Raw genomic sequence first — 18,519 nt, 5'->3', positions numbered from 1 at the left:
GGACAGATGACCACCATTTCTGAAAAGGAATACGTCTTCGACCCGACCTGGGTCAAAGAGACCGAACGGCTGCGCACCAACGAGGCGATCTGGGACCCGGGCACGGTCGAGCGGCTGGACCGGCTCGGCGTCACCGCCGGCTGGCGGTGCCTGGAGATCGGCGCCGGATCCGGTTCGGTGGCCCGCTGGCTGGCCGACCGGGTCGGTCCGACCGGCCACGTGCTGGTCACCGACCTGGAGGTGCGTCGGCTGGTGGAGCGCCGGGAGACCGACCTGGCCCTGGCCGAACTGCCGCAGGTGGAGGTCCGCCGCCAGGACGTGCGGACCGACGAGTTCCCCGAGGGTGCGTTCGACCTGGTGCACGCCAGGATGCTCGTCCAGCACCTGCCCGACCGTGCGGACGTCGTCGCCCGAATGGTCCGCGCACTGCGGCCAGGGGGCGTGCTTTTCCTGGAGGACACGGATTCCTCCACACTGTTCCGGAGTTTCCACTCCGAGGACTTCCTGCAGGACATCCGGGCGGCCGGCTACGGCCTGATGCGCCAGTCCGGCCACGACCCGCGGGGCGGCCACGTCGACCTGCGGCTGATGACGGACGCCGGGCTGGACACCTCCGCGGAAGGCCGGGCCGTGATGGTCCAGGGCGGGTCGGACCAGGCCAGGCACTACATGTTGTGGCTGGAGTTCATGCGGCCGCAGATCACCGCCGCCGGACTGCTCGGTGACACCCGGATCGAACTCGCCCTTGAGGAGATGGCCGACCCGGCCAACCACTGGCTCAGCCAGGTGATGATCAGCACCGTGGGCCGCAAGCCCGTACTGGAGGGGGACTCAGTGCGATGACATCGACCACAAGCCCGTCCGGGGAACGGTTACGGGCATACGTCAAGCTCGCCAAACTCTCGTTCTGGGACTACTACACCTGCATCTTCGTGGTGTTCACGCTGCTGGCCCCGGTGGTCCAGAAGGACCCGCGGATCTGGCTCGTGCTGGTGTTGTTCAACCTGGGCTGGGTCGGCGTGGTCGCGGCGACCGTGGCGTTCGACGACGTCACCGGCTTCCGGGACGGCAGCGACGCCCGCAACTACGCGCCCTCCCAGTCCGCGCTGCGGGCCAGGGATCGCAAACCGTTGCTGGACGGCAGGCTCACCGTGACGCAGGCACTGCGGTTCGGCTGGGCCTGCACGTTGGCCGGCCTCGGACTGTGGGCGATCGCGTTCGCCATCGCACCGTATGCGTCCACTTTGGGCCTCATCGCGGCCGCGGTGTGCGCGTTCTGCTTCATCCAGTACTCGTACGGCCTGAAGCTCAGCTACTACGGCGGCCAGGAACTGGCGCTCTGGCTGTGCACCGGCCTGTGCGTCCTGGTGCCGTTCACCATGGTCAGCCCCCAGGTGACCGGGCTGATGTGGCTGGAGTCGTTCCTGTTCGGCCTGTGGAGCCTGATGGTCTCGGTGTACTCCAACATCAACGACGTCGACGGCGACCGGGAGGCCGGCCGGATCAACCTGGCCACTCGGATCTCGCCGGCCGCGTACCGCGGTTTCATCGGCGGGCTGAGCCTGCTGGAGCTCGTGGTCATCGTCGGCGCGCTCGCTTTCGGTGCCGCACCGCTGTGGTTCGGCCTGTTCCTGGTCCCGACGGTCGTGATGCGGGCCAGGCAGGCGCACAACGGCCTGATCGCGGGCCGGCCCCTGGTCGCTCGGAAGGCCGGCGTCACCATCCACCGATGGGGTGTGGTGGCGCTGATGGCCGGAAATCTCGTGGTGGTCCATGTCGGCTGAGGGGGGAGTCATCGAGTCACGACTGGTGGTCGTCGGCCAGGGGTACGTCGGCCTGCCGCTCGCGGTGCGGGCGGCCGAGGTCGGGCACTCGGTGGTCGGATACGACGTGGACACCGGACGGATCGGCCGCCTGGCGTCCGGTACGTCCTATGTGGAGGACATCTCCGACGAACGGCTGGCCGAGGTGCTGGCGGGCGGGCGGTACGTGCCCACGACGGACCCGGGCCAACTGGCCGGGTTCGACGTGGCCGTGGTGACCGTGCCGACACCGCTGCTTGACGACGTGCCCGACCTGTCCTTTGTGGAGAGTGCGGCACTGGCCCTGGCGCCGCACCTGACCCGCGGCGCGCTGGTCGTCCTGGAGTCGACCACGTATCCGGGCACCACCGAGGACGTGTTCGGGGCGTTGCTGGAGAAGGAGAGCGGCCTGGCGCCGGGGACCGACTTCCACCTCGGGTACAGCCCGGAGCGGATCGACCCGGGCAACCAGTACTGGACCTTCGAACGCACCCCGAAGCTCGTGTCCGGAGTGGACGAGGAGTCGCTGCGGCGGGTCCGTGAGTTCTACGACACCGTCGTGGAATCGACCGTGCCGGTGTCCTCGCTCAAAACGGCCGAACTGGCCAAACTGATCGAGAACACCTACCGGCACGTGAACGTCGCGCTCGTGAACGAGATGGCCGTGGTCGCGCACGAGCTCGGGGTGGACATCTGGGACGCGATCGGCGCGGCGTCGTCCAAGCCGTTCGGGTTCATGCGGTTCACCCCGGGTCCCGGGGTCGGTGGCCACTGCCTGCCGGTCGACCCGCGGTACCTGTCGTGGCGGGTGGAACGCCAGCTCGGCCGCCGGTTCCGGTTCGTCGACCTGGCCAACGACGTGAACAACCAGATGCCGCGATACGTCGTGCAGCGGCTGACCGAGGCGCTCAACCAGCGCCAGCGGTCCGCCAACGGCTCCCGGGTGCTGGTGCTCGGCCTGGCGTACAAGCGCAACAGCGGCGACGCCCGCGAGTCCCCCGCGGTTCGCACGGCGGAACTCCTGATCCGCACCGGCGCCGAAGTCCACGCCGCGGACCCGCACGTCCGGGAGACCATGCCGATCGACCCCGCGGTCGTACGCGTGGAGCTGACCAAGGAGGAGATCGTCGCCGCGGACGCCGTCGTGATCGTCACCGACCATGACGAGTTCGACTACGACATGGTCCGCGCGCACGCCCGGTACGTCCTCGACTGCCGCAACCGGTTGGCCCTGGCCGCGCACATCGAACGCCTGTAACCGCTGGTGAGCACTTTTACGAGCATCGACTCGTAAAAGTGCTCACCATGCGATGTCACAGTCGTGGGGTACGCGTGCGTCGGTAAGGGGGAGGTATCGGCGAGCGAGGAGGAACCAAAGGTGGAGAAGCGGGAACGCAGCCCGTGGGTGGTACTGAGCGTGCTGCTCGTGGGCTTCTTCATGACGTTGCTGGACACCACGATCGTGAACATCGCCATCCCGGACATGGTGACCGGGCTGCACGCGTCACTGGACCAGGTGCTCTGGTTCGTCAACGCGTACGTCCTGATGTTCGCCGCGCTGCAACTGCTGTCCGGCCGGCTCGGCGACCGGCTCGGATCCCGGACGATGTTCATCACCGGACTCATCGTGTTCACCGTCGCGTCGGCCGCCTGCGGCCTGGCGGACACGGCCGCGCAGATGATCGTCACCCGGACCGTCCAGGGCATCGGCGCCGCCGTGATGATGCCCCAGACCCTCGCGCTGATCAGCATGGTGTTCCCGCCGGAGAAGCGCGGTGCCGCGTTCGGCGTGTGGTCGTCGGTCGCCGGACTCGCCATCATCGCCGGGCCCACCCTGGGCGGTCTGCTGGTCAGCTCGGTCGGCTGGCGCTGGATCTTCTTCATCAACGTGCCGCTCGGCATCGGCGCCGCGGTGGCCGCGCTGCTGGTGGTGCCGAACGTGAACACCGGCCGGCGGCCCCGGCTGGACGTGCCGGGGGTGCTGCTGTCCACGGTCGGGCTGTTCCTGGTGATCTTCGGGTTGATCGAGGGTCAGCGCTTCAAGTGGGGCACGGTGTTCCCGGGCACTGCGTTCTCGTTCGTCACCATCCCGCTCATCCTCGTCGCCGGGGTCGTGGTGTTCGTCGCCTTCCTCGTCCTGCAGGGCCGCAGGCAGGAACGGGACCCGCTGCTGCCGTTCCAGCTGTTCCGCAACCGGGCGTTCTCGATCCCGGTGACGCTGTCGTCAGTGGTCCTGTTCGCGTCGGTCGGCCTGTTCCTGCCGCTGACCATCTATCTGCAGTCCATCCTCGGGCTGTCCGCGATCGTCGCCGGCCTGGTGCTCGTCCCACCCTCGGTGATCACGCTGTTCCTGTCGCCGTTCGCGGGCAAGCTGGTGGCCAGGTTCGGCGGCCGGGCGGTCCTGTGCACCTTCCTGCTGTTCTACGGCGGCGGCATGGCACTCGCCGGGCTGATGGCGCAGCCCCACGCCAACCCGTGGGTCCTGCTGCCCGGAATGATCCTGTTCGGCATCGGCATGGGTGTCGTGTTCCCCACGATCAACACACTCGCCATGCGGGACGTCCCACAGCAGCTGGCCGGCGCGGCGTCCGGCGTCCTGGCCACGACTCGGCAGATCGGCACTGTGCTGGGCGCCGCCGTGACCGGCGCGCTGTTGCAGAGCCGCCTGGCCGTCGAGGTGACCGACCAGGCCGCCCAACGGCTCGGTGACGTCCCGCCGGAAGCGCGGACCGGCTTCCAGAACAGCATCGCCACCGCCGTCGACCGTGGCCTTGACGTCGGCGCGGGGCAGAGCGGCGGCATCGCGGCGCCGGGCGGCCTGTCCGACCAGGCGACACGGGCGACGGCACGGGTCACGCAGGAGGTGTTCGGCGCCGGCTTCACCACGGCCGCGACCTGGGCACTGGTGCTGACCGGCCTGGTGCAGGTGGTGGGCGCGCTGCTCGCGCTGGGGCTCCCCGGCCGGGCCAAAGCGACGGCGCGGCAGCCGGTGGACGCGCCCGCGCCCGCCGTGGCCACAGGGGAAAGGCAATCGTGAGGCCCGAGCCGTTCGACCTACGGCCGCCGTCGTGGATGGCGGCGCACTATCGGCGTGAAGGGTGGTGGCGCGACCGGTCGATCCTGCATGACCTGGTCAGTGCCGCCGCCACCTGCCCGGACCGGCCCGCGATCATCGCGCACCGCGCGGCCGCGGGCCGGGTCATCACCGTGCGGTACGGCGAACTCCTGCGCTACGTCCGCCGGTTCGCCGGCGGGCTGACCGCACTCGGCATCCGCCGCGGCGACGCGGTGGCGTGGCAGCTGCCGAACTGGTGGGAGACGACCGCGCTCACCTTGGCCTGTATGTGGATCGGCGCGGTGGCCGTGCCGATCCAGACCAGCATCGGGCCACGGGAAGTGGAACTCATCCTCACCGACGCGCAGGCGCGGCTCTGCGTCACGCCGCAGGCGTGGCAGGGTGCCGAACTGGCGTGGGAACTGGAGCGGATGGCGTCCCGGCTGCCCCGGCTGCGCTACCGCGTGGTGTACGGCGACCAGCCCGGCAACGGCGCCATCGACTTCGCCGACCACTTCCTCAACACGCCGCACGAGGACCTGGCCCGGATGCCGCCGCCGCTGCCGGCCGGGCCGGCCATGGACGAGGCCCGGATGCTGATCTTCACGTCCGGCACCACCGGACAGCGGAAGTCCGTGCTGCACACCGAGAACTCGATCTACGCGGGCATCGCCGGGCACGCCACGCCGATCGAACGCGGCTGGGACCACCGCGAGATCTTCTGCACACCGCATCCCATCACCGGGCTCGCCGGCGTGCTGTACAACATCTGGGGGCCGGTCCTGGCCCAGGGAACCGCCGTGTACCAGGACGTCTGGGACGCCGACCGGCAACTCGACCTGATGGCCGCGGCCGGGGTGACCCAGCTGTTCGCGGCCCCGATCTTCTACACCCAGATGGTCGAGGCGCAGCGGCAGCGGCCCCGGCACCTGCCGGCGCTGCGGCTGCTGAAAGCCGGCGCCACCCCCGTCCCCAGCGATCTCGTGCACCAGCTGGCCGACGAGTTCCGGGTGCCGATCCGGGCCTGCTGGGCGATGACCGAGGTCTGCATGGGCATCCGGATCCGGGAGGACGACCCGGACCGGTGGGCGGCGCACAGCGACGGACGGCCGTTGCCCGGCCTGTCCATGGACCTGCGCCCGGTGCCCGGTGTCGCCGGCCTGAACCGGCTGTGGGTCCGTGGACCTTCGCTGTGCACCGCGGTGTGGCAGACCAACGAGGCCGGTGAACGGGACGTGCGCACGCTGTGGGACGCCGACGACGGCTGGTTCGACACCGGCGACCTCGTCCGCGACGACGGCCGCGGCGGGATCCGGTTCGCCGGACGGGCCAGCCGGCGGATCGGCGGCATGTTCATGATCCCGGTCGAGGAAGTCGAGAAGGAACTGCAACAGCACCCGGCGGTCAAGGAGGTGGCGGTGATCGGCTACCCGGCGGCCGACTGCGACGAGCAGCCGTGTGCCGTGGTGGCGTCCCGTGGCCGCTGTCCCTCCTTGACCGACCTGCGTGACTTCCTTGCCTGGCGCGGGATGACCGAGTGGTACCTGCCGACCAAACTGGTGCAGGTGGACACGCTGCCCCGGGACGCCTGCGGCAAGGTCGACTACGACCGGCTACCCACCGTGCTCACCCCGGCGAGCGTGTCCTAGGCCGTCGCCCAGCTTCATCACCCACTGCGCCACGTGGATCCGGGACGGCAGGCCGAGCCGGTGCATGATCTGCCGGACGTGGTTGACCGCCGTCCATTCGGAGATCTGCAGCTGGTGGGCGATCTGCCGGTTCGTCAGGCCCTGGCTGACCAGGGACGCGATCTGGTACTGCCGCGGGGTGAGCTTCGCCTCCTGTTGGGTGGCGGGCGTCCGCCCGCCCCCGGCCCCGGCCAACGTCGGCGCCGACAGCATCTCCGCGACCGTGGCGGCGGAGTCAAGCAGCCGGCCCTCGTGCCACAGCGCCTCGAACTGTGGGCTGCCGAGGTTGCGGCGTAACTGGCGTAACGGCCCGGCGGGCATGGACCGTCTGATCCTCAGCGGCGATGCGTTCGTGGTCTTGCGTAACGCGGAACTCGCCGCCATCACCCGGACCACGCGGTCCTCCTGACCCGGAACCTGTTGCCATAACAGGAATGCGTACGCGTCGAGGACGGTCGGCAGCATCGTGCGCTCGCCGACCGAACGTAACTTCTCCAGACTCAGCCGGAACAACCGCTCGGCCAGGTCGAACTGGCCACGGGCGACCGCGACCTCACCTTGCTCGGCGAGCACGAGGCCGAAGCCGCGGACATCCTGGTGGCGCGCGTAGACAGTCCGTGCGGCCTCAAGCAGTTCCTCGCAGCGGTCCAGATCCTGGGCGGACGCCGTAGCGAGCGCCAGCGCCGCGTCACCGATCTCGATCGGCGCCTCGGCCCGGCCCGCGGACCGGATCACGTAGTCCGTCGACCGGACGTGCAGCCGTTCGCCCGCGTGCTGCAGAGCCGCGTGGCGCTGGGCCAACATGGCCTGCTCCCGGTCCTGGTCGCCGTGCCCCCGGTACGCCGTGCTGGCCCGGTGGAACGTCTCCGCCGCGCGCAGCACGTCACCCATGGCGGCGGCCATCGCGCCCCGGGCCGCGTCCAGCGCGCCGTCGGCCTGCGGCAGCGTCGCGAGGTGCCGGTTCCCGACCTCCAAAGTGCCGTGGACCAACCAGAACCGGTGGATCGCGACCGCCGTTCGCGCGGCCTCGGCCGGCCACCCTTCGTCCCGCAGGAAGTCCAGTGCCTGCTGGAGGTTGTCATGCGCGGCCGACAGTTCGCCCAGCCACTGCGCCTGGTCCGGCCCGGTCAGGTGGGGCTGGGCGCGCTCGGCCAGGGCCTGGAAGTGTTCGGCGTGCCGGGACCGCGCCTCCTTCAGTTCGCCGCGTTCCCTGAGCCGGTCCATGCAGAACACCCGGACCGTCTCCAGCACGGCGAACCGCGGATCGCCCGCGCCGTGCCGGACCGAGACGAGATTGAGGTCCACCAACGGTTCCAGCACCGACTCCGTCTGGTGTGGCGCCAACCCACCGAGATCTTCGACCGTGTGCAGCCCCACGTCCTTCGCGCACACCGCGACCCGCATCAGCATCCGCCGCTGATCTTCGTCCAGCAGCCGGAAACTGGCCTCGGTGAGCGCGTGCACCGACCGGTGCCGGTGCGGTGCGCCCATGTTGCGGCCCACCCCGCCGTAACTTCCCTCGCGCAACCGGGCGACCAGGGTGCCGACCGGGAACAGCCGCAGCCGGGCCGCGGTCAGCTCGATCGCCAGCGGCAGGCCGTCCATCCGGCCGCAGATCTCGGCCACCGGTCCGGCGTTCTCCGCCGTCAGGGCGAACGACGGGTCCACCGCCCGCGCCCGGTCCACAAAGAGCGCCACCGACGGGTATTCCTGCAAGTGGGCCACGTCCTCAGTGAGCGGACACTGTGGCGTCGGCAGCGGTTGCAGCGGAAACAAGCGTTCTCCGTACAGGGTCAACGGCCGGCGGCTGGTGATCAGCACCCGCAGGCGGTTGCGTCGGGAAAGCAGGTCGCGCACGATCACCGCCGCGGTCTCGGTCACCTGTTCGCAACCGTCCAGGACGAGCAGCACATCCCGGTCCGGGATGATCGCCGCGATGTCCCCCCGGGTCACCGGATCCGCCACCGCACCGCCGAAATCGTCGCCGACCGCGCCGGCGATCGACCGCAGCACACCGTCCTCGGTGTCGACGTCGTGCAGGTCAACGAGGACAACGGCGAACGGGCCCAGCCTGGTCAGCTCGTCGGCCGCCGCGGCCGCGAGCCTGCTCTTGCCGACCCCGCCGGGTCCGGTCAACGTGGACAGGTGGCTGTCCGCCCGGCACAGGTGCGCGGTCAAGGTCAACAAATCGGTGTCCCTGCCCAGCAGCGGCGGTAACTGGCCGGAGAATCTCGCCGGCTGGCTCCCGCCGTCCCCCCGCAGCCCGTCCAGCGACGCGCACATATCCGTCATACTTCTGGGTCCCCCCCATTCGGTCCCACCCCAGGATAGTGATCTACCTTTCTACCGAAATCGCCAAGCCACCCGGTCCAGTTGGGTGACATCCGACGCGTCCACTTCGACCATCGGCGTGAAACTGTTGCGTCACTTGCCCTACGGCCGTCCGGCCGGCTGGTTCACGACGAACTCCGCTGCTCCGATTCTCGTTTGTTTCTCCCCATATGTCCACTCTCCCACCCCCCTAGCCCGGACCGGCGATGCGAAACGTCGTCACGGTGCCCGCCGCGACCCGATGTCACAGTCCGGCGCTCTCGTGCGTCGGTCAGGGTACCCACCCAACGGCAGGAGAGAGAACCATGAGTTCGCTGGGAGAGAAGTTCGTCGTGGCATGGGCCACCCAGGACTGGGAGTCCTTCGCCCGTCTTTACGATGAGGACGTCATCCTTTACGCCCCCTTCGCGTGGAAGATCGCGGGCCTGCCGGCGATCCTCAAGGTCGCCGCCGAGTTCCACGAGACGTACCCGGGGTTTCGGGCGGCCCTGCACGACGAGTTCCACAGTGCGGACAACACCCGCGCCGTCTTCCGTTACGCCTGGGACTGGCACAACACTGGCGAGTTTCACGGGCAGCCGCCGACCGACGCACGGGGCACCACGATCGAGACGCACACAGTGCGGCTGCGGGACGGCCGGATCACCGAGCAGATCATCTCCACGAACAACCTGCGGCTGATCAGCCTGCAACTGGAGCGTGGCCTGGAATTCCCGTTGGTCACCCCGGATCCGGCGCTCCAGATCGTTTCCGCGACCAGCTGACCGCCCTGTTTTCCCCGGAGAAAGGCACAGGACACATCTTGAACAGACGGAGTTTCATCACGGGCGTGGCCGGCGCGACCTTCGTGGCCGGGTTTGATCCCATCACCCGACGATGGGTGGAGGCCGACGCCGAGACCGCTGCGACGGAACCGATTCCAGCGCTCGACGGCGCCCTGGTCAGGGCCGACAGCCGAACCGACGAGGGGTTCATCGTCCAGCGGCATCCGTGGGTGGTGCTGCGGCCGGGCTCGGTCGACGACATCGCCCGGATGGTGCGCTTCTGCCGGCGGCACAGCATCCCGGTCGCGGCGCACGGCGCGGGCCACTCGATGTTCGGTCAGTCCCTTGTGGACTCCGGGGTGATCGTCGAGACGCAGGGCATCGCCACCATCCACGCCATCCACGCCGACCACGCCGACGTCGACGCCGGTGTGCTGTGGAAGGACCTGATCACAGCGGCGTTCGCGCAGGGCGTCACACCTCCGGTGTACACCGGGTACACGGCACTGACCGTGGGTGGCACGCTTTCCGTTGGGGGCGTTGGTGTCACGCCACGCAAGGGCGTACAGGTCCAGTGGGTACGCAGGCTGCAGGTGGTGACCGGCGAGGGGCACGTGGTGTGGTGTTCGCCGAGCTCCAACAGCGAACTGTTCGAAGGTGCGCTGGCCGGCGTGGGTCAGCTCGGGATCATCACCCGGGCGGTGGTCGACCTCGAACCCGCGCGGCCGAGGGTGACACAGTGGACACTGGAGTACGCCGACCCGACCGTGTTCTTCCGGGATTTCGAGACCGTGCTGGACCGCGGCGAACTGGAGGTGTCGTACGGCCAGGTGATCACGACCCCGACGGGCGGCCCGGCGCCGTGGATCTTCCAGGTGCAGCTGGCCAAATACCACGGTCAGGACGAAGTGCCGGACGCCGGGCATCTGCTGCGGGGCCTGTCGGACACCCGTGACCACCTGAAAACCGTCGAATGGGCCTATTTGGACTTCGTGCTGCGGATCGACGCGAAGATCGAGGGCCTGAAGGCGTTGGGCAGGTGGACCGGCGTGCCGCACCCGTGGGTCGACGTGTTCCTGCCCGGCCAGAAAGCCGCCGGCTTCTTCACCGACACGTTCTCCCGACTGGCGTACGACGACCTCGGCGCGGTCGGCTACTCGGTCGTGTTCGCGGTCAAGAGAAGCCTGCTGACCAGGCAGTACTTCGCGGTGCCTGAGTCCACAACCGACTGGATCTTCCTGTTCGACCTGCTGACCGCCGCGCCGGCAGCGGGCCCGAACACCGAGTTCGTCGCCGCCAAACTCGCCCGGAACCGGGGGATCTACGAACGGGCCCGTGACATCGGCGGCACGCTCTACCCGATCAGCGCGGTGGAGATGCGCCCGCCCGACTGGGCCCACCAGTACGGCCCGCGATACCAGGACTTCGCGGCCCTCAAGAAGAAGCACGACCCAGCGAGCATCCTGACCCCTTCGCTGCACATGTTCTGACCCGCCCACCCCCACCCCTCGCCGGATCAGGCGGGGGGCACGGGGATGCGGGACAGCTTGTTCTCCTCGCGGATGATCCAGATGGCTTCCACCCGGTCGGCCGGTTCCGGCGCGAAGTCGAGCACGAAGGCCGCGTACACCTCGTCGTCCACAATGAACAGGCCGCTGCCGCTGCCGTTGAGTTCGACGTAGCGCGACCGGATGCCCGCCGGGAACCGGTCGGCGACCCACGCGAAGTACTCGGCGACCGCCCGCGCGCCGTGCAGTGGTTGCCGTGGGCCGCCTTCGGAGCGGCCGTTGGAGTCGACGCACATGGTCACGTCCGGGGCGAGCAGCTCCATCAGCCCGCCGAGGTCGCCGCCGAGGCAGGCGGCCAGGAACCGCTCGGTGATCTGCTTGGTCTCCTTGCCGCCGGCGGAGAACCGGCGGCGGCCCTGCACGTTCGCCCTGGCCCGGCGGCCGAGCTGGCGCACCGCCGCCTCCGTCCGGTCGACCACGGCGGCGACCTCGGGAAAGCTGAACCCGAACACCTCGTTCAGCACGAAGACCGCCCGCTCCAACGGGGACAGTCGCTCCAGCATCACCAGGATGGCCATGGAGACCGAATCGGCCCGCGCCGCGCTCTCCGCCGAATCCGGCCCGGTCAGCAGCGGCTCCGGCAGCCATGAGCCGATGTATTGTTCCCGCCTGGCTTTGGCCCGCCGGAGTTGGTCGATGGAGGTGCGGGTGACCGCGCGGACGAGGTAGCCACGGGGGTCGACGACCGAGTCACGGTCGATCCTGTTCCACCGCAGCCACGTCTCCTGGATGGTGTCCTCGGCGTCCGCGACACTGCCGAGCATTCGGTAGGATATGCCGAACATCAATTCCCGGTATTGCTCGAACACCGTCGTGGACACATCGGTCCCCACATCGGCCTTCATGCCGGTCCCAGTCGGCTCAGCCTGCATATATCCGATAGTACCAGCCGGGACCGCGGCCACCCGCCGGTCATTGTCGCCGTAGCACGGACCGTCACTTTTGTGGCGGGTGATCGACGCCGTCACCTGAACGGCGGCACCGGACCTGTACGCAGCGTCATAAGCGGACGTCCGTCCAGCGCCCCGACCATCCGGTGGCGGCCGCCGCACGACAATTCCCTGAACGATGACTAACAAAGTGAACCGCGCTCCGCCCACGAATCCACTCAAACCTGACGAATCGATCGACCCAAAGTGGGCATTGCACTCAAGCACCGCGAATATGCCCGTCCACGGCTCCTAACAAAATGACCTCGGTCGCCTGTATTAAATGGATCCGGCATGTCACAGAATCGCGCGCCGCTGCGTCGGAACTGGTGAGCGGGAAAGATCCCGCCGTTACCAGCAAACGGTTGGAGCAGATTTGACGACTGAGGCCGAGACGCGATCATTCCCGTTCTCGTGGACCAATCTGGGCGATCCGGCGCCGGAGTACGCCGAGCTGCGGGAGCGGGAACCGGTCGCCCCCATCGTCCTACCCACCGGCCACCGCGGCTGGGTGGTCTCCCGGTACGAGACCGTCCGGTTCGTGGTGTCCGACCTGAGATTCAGCAAGGAAGCCGCGACCCTGCCCGGCGCGCCGCTGCTGGTGCCGGTGTTCGAGGGGTTGCGGTCGATGATCGTGCTCGATCCACCGAACCACACCAGGTTGCGCAAACTCGTGGTGCGCGCGTTCAGTGCCAGCCGGGTCGAACGGCTGCGCACGTGGATCAGGGATCGCTGCGAACTGTTGGTCGGTGAACTGCTCGCCGGCCCCAACCCGGCCGACGTGGTCGAGAAGGTGGCGCTGCCGCTGCCGATCGTGACCATCTGCGAGCTGCTCGGCGTGCCCGAGCCGGACTGGGACCAGTTCCGGGAGTGGGGCGACCTGGCCATCGGCGTGGTCAACAAGTCCGGCGGCGGCGCCGAGGAGCCGAAGGCGGCCGGTCGGGCGCTGATGGCGTACCTCGGCGAGTTGATGCACCTCAAACAGGCCGAGCCCCGCGACGACCTGCTCACCGCGTTGACGCAGGTGCACGACGAGGGCGACCGGCTGAGCACCGAGGAGTTCTGCGGTGTCGGCATGACCCTGCTGCTGGGCGGCTACCACACCACGTCCAGCGGGATCGCGCAGATGATCACGCACCTGCTGCGGGCCAGGGAGCGGTTCGAGGCGGTGATCGCCGACCACGGGCTGATCAACTCCACAGTGGAGGAGATGCTCCGCTACGCCCAGGTCTCCAACGGGCTCGGCGCGCTGCGGGTCGCGTTGGAGGACGTCGAAGTGGAGGGTGTGCTCATCCGCAAGGGTGAACCGGTGATCCCGGCGTTCGGTTCGGCCAACCGGGACTGGCGGGCGTTCGACGAGCCGGACTCGATCGATCTCGCCCGCGCCGACAACAAGCACCTGTCGTTCGGCGCCGGCATCCACTACTGCGTGGGCGGCCAACTGGCCCGCGCCGAGATGCAGGAACTGCTCGGCGTGATCGTCCGCATGGCGCCGGAGCTGAACCTGGCGGCCCCGGAGACCGAGCCGGCCTGGCTGTTCCCGTTCTTCCCGCGACCGGCCGACCTGTACGTCACCTGGTGACCCAGGTCGTGTCTCGGAGTCCCCGTTCGATGAGAGTCGGGATCGAGGTGGTTCCTGGCGTCGCCGCAGGAGCGCCCTAATACCGGGTTGTATTCGGGCGTTTCGGCGGTGGCGCCAGGGACCACCTCGGCCCGGCTATCGCGGACGGGGACTCCGAGACACGGCCTCCCGTCCCGGGGTGCCCGCTTGCCGGGGCATCCCGGGGCTTCGCGGATCGTCCGAGTGTTCGATCTCCGTCCGCGACCAGTCCACCGTGTCCGCGCCGCGCAACTCGGTCGTCAGCCGTTCGCGCAACCGTTGCCACACCCCGGCCCGGTTCCAGTCCCGCAGCCGCCGCCAGCACGTCATCCCGGACCCGTAGCCCAGCTCCTGCGGCAGGAACTCCCACTGGATGCCGGTGTAGAGCACGAACAGGATGCCGCACAGGACTTTCCGGTCGTCCAGACGCTTACGTCCCGGGTGGTCGGGACGTCGCGGCACGACCGGCAACAGCGGTTCGATCCGTGCCCACAGCTCGTCGGGCACCACCCACGGAGGCTGCTCCCCCTTCCGCACACCGGGAGCAACACCGCTGGGGGCTGTCATATTCCGACGATCGCGGATGTTCGTGAGAAGTTCTCCGCCGGGTGGATTCAGCCTCACGTGAATCCGGTTGCCGGGTGAATACCACGCGTCCCAGCATCAGATCGTTGGTTAATCGCCAACATACCCTGCACTGGAGGAGTCGGCAGATGAGACTCAAAGCGTTGGTCCTGACCGCGGTGACCCTGTCCGGCCTGGTCTGCGCACCCCTGACGGCCGGCGCGGCGCCGGCGAAGAACCTGGTCACGCCGCCGGACTGGACTCGGTCGATGCCAGCGCCCGCGAAGGTCGAGGGTGTCCGGGCGATGGCGGTGCTGAACATCCAGTACCAGGTGCAGCAGACCGGGTACTGGTGTGGCCCGGCGGCCACCCGGATCGCGATCTCGGCCCGCGACGGCAACCCGCCGAGCCAGGGGACGCTCGCCGACCAGCTGCCGACCACGACCAACGGCACGGACTGGATCGGCCAGGTCACCCGGGTGCTCAACCAGGACCTCGGCACCGGCTGGTACGAGACCAAGGAGATGCCGAACGACCCGCCCACCCAGGCCCAGCGTGACCTGCTGTGGCGGGACATCGTGCTGGACGTCGACAACGGCTACGCGATCGTGGCGAACATCGTGGCCCCGGCCAGCAACCACCCGCCCGGCTACCCGAACTACACGATCTACCACTACTTCACCGTGATCGGCTACGACAGCTCCGACATGACCGTGGAGATCGCCGACCCGGCCAGCTTCGGCGGTAACCAGATCTACTGGCTGACGTTCAACCAGCTGGCGACGCTCATCCCGCCGAAGGGCTACTCCGCCTGACGGTCCGGTCCTCCGGCGGCGTCCGACGCGCCGGAGGACCAGCGCACGTCCCGCGCCAGCTCGGCCGGACCCCCGGACCGGCCGAGCAACACGGCACCCCGTTGGGACAGTGTGTGCACAGCGGAACCGTTGCGCCGCTGGGTGATCACCAGGCCGGCCTCACGGAGCACGGTGGCGTGCTGGGAAGCGCCCGCGGGTGACGTGCCGGCCGCACGCGCGAGTTCGGTCGTGTTCAGGTACGGCCGGTCCGCGATGGTCAGCAACACCAGGGCTCTCGTCCGGCCGATCAGGGCGACCAGCGAGTCACGGTCGGTCCTGCTGACATCGTGGCGTTTCGCGGTCCAGCCCGGGACCGGGTCCACCGGGTACACCAGCACCGGCTGCAACGCCGGATCCGCCACCGTCATCGACATCCGCCAGCAGAAGAACGACGGGACCAGCACCAGGCCCCGGCCGGCCAGGTACAGGTCCTGGTCGACCGGGTAGCCCACTTCCAGCACGGGTGACCGCCACCGGATCGTCGGGTGCAATGTGGACAGTACGTGCCCGAGGCCGTACGTCATGGCCAGTTCCGCCCGCCTGGCCCAGTCCGCGCGGACATACGCCTGGAGCACCTGCGCGTAGGGCTGCAACGCTTTCGCGTGGTACTGCCGGATGCAGTCGGCGAGCCGGCGCATCATGTCCGCGTCGCCGGCCGCGAGCCGGTTCGCCCAGCTCGGCAACGTGGTCTGGGACGCCAGCCGGGACATGTCGGTGGACAGCGTGTCACTTCCGGTGCGGAGCACGACTTCGAGGCCGGCTTCCAGGTCCGGACTGTCCACGAGCGGGGTGAGGAAGTCCGGCGAGTAGCCCTTCGGCGGCGCGAGCGTGGTGAGGATGTCGTCGGTCGGGCGCAGCGCCGTCCGGACGTCCCGCCGCCAGGCGCCGAACATCAGCACCGCGTGCCGGGTCTGCAGCAGGTGCAGGCTGAGCAGCACCTCCCACAGCGGGTGTGGATCCGAGCGGATCCGGATCCTCGCGAGGTCGTCGTCGGTGAAGTGGATACGCAACATCCGCACCCCCAGCTTGGGCCCCCCTTGCCCAGTACCTTCCAACCCCGGACCGCCATGGTCAACAGCTCGGCGACCACTAAGGCTTGCGGGCCACCCCCGCGTAGGGCAGCGCGTTGATCTCGGGGCTGTCGGAGACGTCGCCGGTGCCCGCCGGGCGCCACTCGGCGCAGCCCACCAGCCCGGGTTCGACCAGGTCGAATCCGGCGAAGAACGGCAGCAGCTGCTCTCTGGTGCGGGGCGTCGGCAGGGTCTGGGTGCTCTTGTACGCCTCGATCGCCTCGGTCAGGCCGGGGGTGCCGCTGTCCGCGGCGACGTGCGAGATCGCGATGTAGCTGCCGGACGCCAACGCGTCCCGGTAGCCGGCGACGATGCCGGCGGGATCCCACTCGTCCGGCACGAAGTGCAGGAGCAGCAGCATGAACAGGCCGACCGGCTGGCTGAGGTCCAGCAGCGGCCGGGCGGCGTCGGCGTTCAGAATGCCGTCGCGGTCCCGCAGGTCGGCCTGGACGACGGCGGCGTTCTTGTTGTGTCCCAACATGAGTTCGCTGTGCGAGACGGCGATGGAGTCGCGGTCGACGTACACCACCCGGCACTCGGGGTCCATCCGCTGGACGATCTCGTGCAGGTTGCCGACCGTGGGGATGCCGGAGCCGACGTCGAGGAACTGCCGGATGCCGGACTGGACCATGAACCGGGCGGCGCGGGCGAGGAACGCCCGGTTGAGCCGGACCGCGTCCCGGATGCCCGGCATGATGGTGAGGACCTGTTCAGCCAGCGTCCGGTCTGGTCCGAAGTTGTGGCTGCCGCCCAGCCAGTAGTCGTAGATCCGGGCCGCGTTCGGCAGGTTCACGTCGACGTCGGTCGGTACCCACGATGAAGTATCGGACACAGCAAACCACCTTACGGTGTCGGTGAAGTCCGGTATGTGTCACCCGATCGTGTATAGATCGGGGACACCACCCTCACCCGTTGCTAGGTTGCTCAGCGTCATCAGTGCACGAGGTGGTGAACGTGACAGCCGCGCGGGGGCTCGCCCCGATCGTTCCTGGCCGTTGGCCCTTGCTGGGCCATACCGTCTCACTCTTACGGGATCCGTTGCGGTTGTTGACGTCCGTGCGCGAGCACGGCGAGGTGGTCCGGCTCTTCCTCGGCCCGATGCCGGTGTATCTGGCGACCACGCCCGAGTTGGCGTGGCAGCTGCTGGTCACCGACGCGGCCAAGTACGACAAGGGCATCGCGTTCGACAAGATGCGCCCGCTGTTCGGCGACGGGTTGGCGACGTCCAACGGCGAGGTCAACCAACGCCACCGACGGATGGTCATGCCGGCGTTCCACCAGGACAGGATCGCGCGGTACGCACGGACCATCACCCGGCTGGCGACCGAACTGGCGGACGGCTGGCAGCCGGACGAGGTCGTCGCCGTGGACGAACGGATGCAGGACCTGGTGTTGTCCGTCGCCGGACAGACCCTGTTCGCCACCGCGCTCGGCCCGGACGTGCTCGCCGAGATCCAGCGCTCCATCCCGATCATGCTGGACACCGTGCTGGTCCGCGCGTTCTCGCCGCGCGTGGTGGAACGGCTGCCGATTCCGGCCAACCGCCGGTTCGACCGGGCGGCCGCCCGGCTGCGGCAGGTGATCCCGGCGGCGATCGTCGCCGCCCGCGCCGACGAGCAGGACCGCGGCGACCTGCTCTCGATGCTGCTGGCGGCGCGGGACGAGGACACCGGCGAAGGCCTGACCGACACGGAGATCCACGACGAGGTCATCACCTTGCTGACCACCGGCGCGGAGACCACCGCGGTGGCGCTGGCCTGGTTCTTCCACGAGATCGCCCAGCGGCGCGAGATCGAACGCCGGTTCCACGCCGAACTCGATCGCGTGCTCGCCGGCCGCCCGGCCGGGTACGACGACCTGCCGCGGCTGGTCTACACCAGGCAGATCCTCAGCGAGGTGGTCCGCCGCAGCTCGCCGCTGATCCTGATGCGCCGGGCCCGGACCGACGTCGTGCTCGGCGGGGTGCCGATCCCGGCCGGCGCGGAGGTCGCGGTCAGCCAGCACACCCTGCACCAGGATCCGCGCTGGTTCCCCGATCCGGCCCGGTTCGACCCGGACCGCTGGACCGCCGACCGGGCCGCGGCGTTACCTCGCGGCGCGTACATCCCGTTCGGCGCCGGTGCCCGGTACTGCCCAGGCGCGACCTTGGCCCAGGCGGAGGTCGCGATCGTCGCGGCGACCATCGGCGCCCGCTGGCGGCTCACCCCGGTGCCGGGCATCCACGTGCACGCCAAGCTGGCCGCGACCATGCAACCCAATCAGCTCCCCATGATCGTCACGTCCCGTTGAAAGGC

At 69.2% G+C, this 18,519-nt stretch carries 14 protein-coding genes and 1 pseudogene; 10 read left to right on the top strand and 5 right to left on the bottom strand.

Going from position 1 to position 18,519, the window contains the following annotated elements; translation table 11 throughout:
• The first annotated feature begins 6 nt into the window (after positions 1 to 6).
• From EV192_RS21285 to EV192_RS21265, 5 genes are all read left to right on the top strand, one after another.
• Complete coding sequence (locus EV192_RS21285; protein ID WP_132117931.1) at positions 7 to 843, top strand: class I SAM-dependent methyltransferase; 837 nt, start codon at positions 7 to 9, stop codon at positions 841 to 843.
• On the top strand, positions 840 to 1,784 hold the full coding sequence (locus EV192_RS21280; RefSeq protein ID WP_132117929.1) for a UbiA family prenyltransferase: 945 nt from the start codon (positions 840 to 842) through the stop codon (positions 1,782 to 1,784). The genes EV192_RS21285 and EV192_RS21280 overlap by 4 nt, the downstream gene beginning before the upstream one ends.
• On the top strand, positions 1,774 to 3,060 hold the full coding sequence (locus tag EV192_RS21275) for a nucleotide sugar dehydrogenase (protein ID WP_132117927.1): 1,287 nt from the start codon (positions 1,774 to 1,776) through the stop codon (positions 3,058 to 3,060). Before EV192_RS21280 ends, EV192_RS21275 begins: the two co-directional genes overlap by 11 nt.
• A 120-nt stretch (positions 3,061 to 3,180) precedes the next feature.
• Positions 3,181 to 4,839 carry an MFS transporter gene (locus tag EV192_RS21270; RefSeq protein WP_132117925.1) on the top strand — a complete coding sequence of 553 codons (1,659 nt, stop codon included), beginning with the start codon at positions 3,181 to 3,183 and terminating at the stop codon, positions 4,837 to 4,839.
• Positions 4,836 to 6,506, top strand: a complete 1,671-nt coding sequence (locus EV192_RS21265) for an AMP-binding protein (RefSeq protein WP_132117923.1) — start codon at positions 4,836 to 4,838, stop codon at positions 6,504 to 6,506. The genes EV192_RS21270 and EV192_RS21265 overlap by 4 nt, the downstream gene beginning before the upstream one ends.
• Here EV192_RS21265 and EV192_RS21260 read toward each other — a convergent pair.
• Positions 6,471 to 8,837 (bottom strand): ATP-binding protein, encoded by a 2,367-nt coding sequence (locus EV192_RS21260; RefSeq protein ID WP_132117921.1) that lies wholly within the window; start codon positions 8,835 to 8,837, stop codon positions 6,471 to 6,473. The genes EV192_RS21265 and EV192_RS21260 overlap by 36 nt on opposite strands.
• A 344-nt stretch (positions 8,838 to 9,181) precedes the next feature.
• On the opposite strand from EV192_RS21260, the gene EV192_RS21255 reads away from it, so the two are divergent.
• Positions 9,182 to 9,640, top strand: coding sequence for an ester cyclase (locus EV192_RS21255; protein ID WP_165960525.1), 459 nt, complete (start codon positions 9,182 to 9,184; stop codon positions 9,638 to 9,640).
• Between the two features lie 38 nt (positions 9,641 to 9,678).
• Positions 9,679 to 11,130, top strand: a complete 1,452-nt coding sequence (locus tag EV192_RS21250) for an FAD-binding protein (protein WP_132117917.1) — start codon at positions 9,679 to 9,681, stop codon at positions 11,128 to 11,130.
• 26 nt (positions 11,131 to 11,156) lie between these two features.
• On the opposite strand, the gene sigJ is transcribed toward EV192_RS21250, so the two are convergent.
• Positions 11,157 to 12,080: an RNA polymerase sigma factor SigJ gene (gene sigJ, locus EV192_RS21245; RefSeq protein ID WP_207926164.1), complete on the bottom strand. Its 924-nt coding sequence runs from the start codon at positions 12,078 to 12,080 to the stop codon at positions 11,157 to 11,159.
• A gap of 433 nt (positions 12,081 to 12,513) precedes the next feature.
• On the opposite strand from sigJ, the gene EV192_RS21240 reads away from it, so the two are divergent.
• On the top strand, positions 12,514 to 13,719 hold the full coding sequence (locus EV192_RS21240) for a cytochrome P450 (RefSeq protein ID WP_165960524.1): 1,206 nt from the start codon (positions 12,514 to 12,516) through the stop codon (positions 13,717 to 13,719).
• A 254-nt stretch (positions 13,720 to 13,973) separates the two neighbouring features.
• On the opposite strand, the pseudogene EV192_RS21235 reads toward EV192_RS21240, so the two are convergent.
• Positions 13,974 to 14,304 (bottom strand): annotated as a pseudogene (locus EV192_RS21235) (transposase); the annotation flags it as partial.
• 146 nt (positions 14,305 to 14,450) lie between these two features.
• On the opposite strand from EV192_RS21235, the gene EV192_RS21230 reads away from it, so the two are divergent.
• The gene (locus EV192_RS21230) at positions 14,451 to 15,116 is read left to right on the top strand and encodes a C39 family peptidase (protein WP_132117911.1); all 666 of its coding nucleotides are present in this window, start codon (positions 14,451 to 14,453) and stop codon (positions 15,114 to 15,116) included.
• Here the strand turns inward: EV192_RS21230 and EV192_RS21225 are convergent.
• Entirely contained in the window at positions 15,104 to 16,168 is a 1,065-nt protein-coding gene (locus EV192_RS21225) for an ArsR/SmtB family transcription factor (protein ID WP_132117909.1), read from the bottom strand. The two genes, EV192_RS21230 and EV192_RS21225, sit on opposite strands and share 13 nt — an antisense overlap.
• A gap of 76 nt (positions 16,169 to 16,244) precedes the next feature.
• A complete protein-coding gene (locus EV192_RS21220) occupies positions 16,245 to 17,057 on the bottom strand; it encodes an SAM-dependent methyltransferase (RefSeq protein WP_132117907.1) in 813 nt (270 codons plus the stop codon).
• A gap of 122 nt (positions 17,058 to 17,179) precedes the next feature.
• Between EV192_RS21220 and EV192_RS21215 the strand changes: the two genes are divergently transcribed.
• Positions 17,180 to 18,514 carry a cytochrome P450 gene (locus tag EV192_RS21215; RefSeq protein ID WP_165960523.1) on the top strand — a complete coding sequence of 445 codons (1,335 nt, stop codon included), beginning with the start codon at positions 17,180 to 17,182 and terminating at the stop codon, positions 18,512 to 18,514.
• The last annotated feature ends 5 nt before the right edge of the window (positions 18,515 to 18,519 follow it).

Source organism: Actinocrispum wychmicini (assembly GCF_004345645.1).
Classification (GTDB): Bacteria; Actinomycetota; Actinomycetes; order Mycobacteriales; family Pseudonocardiaceae; genus Kibdelosporangium; species Kibdelosporangium wychmicini.
The sequence above is the reverse complement of the archived record's forward strand: the minus strand, read 5'-3'. Positions and strand labels throughout refer to the sequence as shown.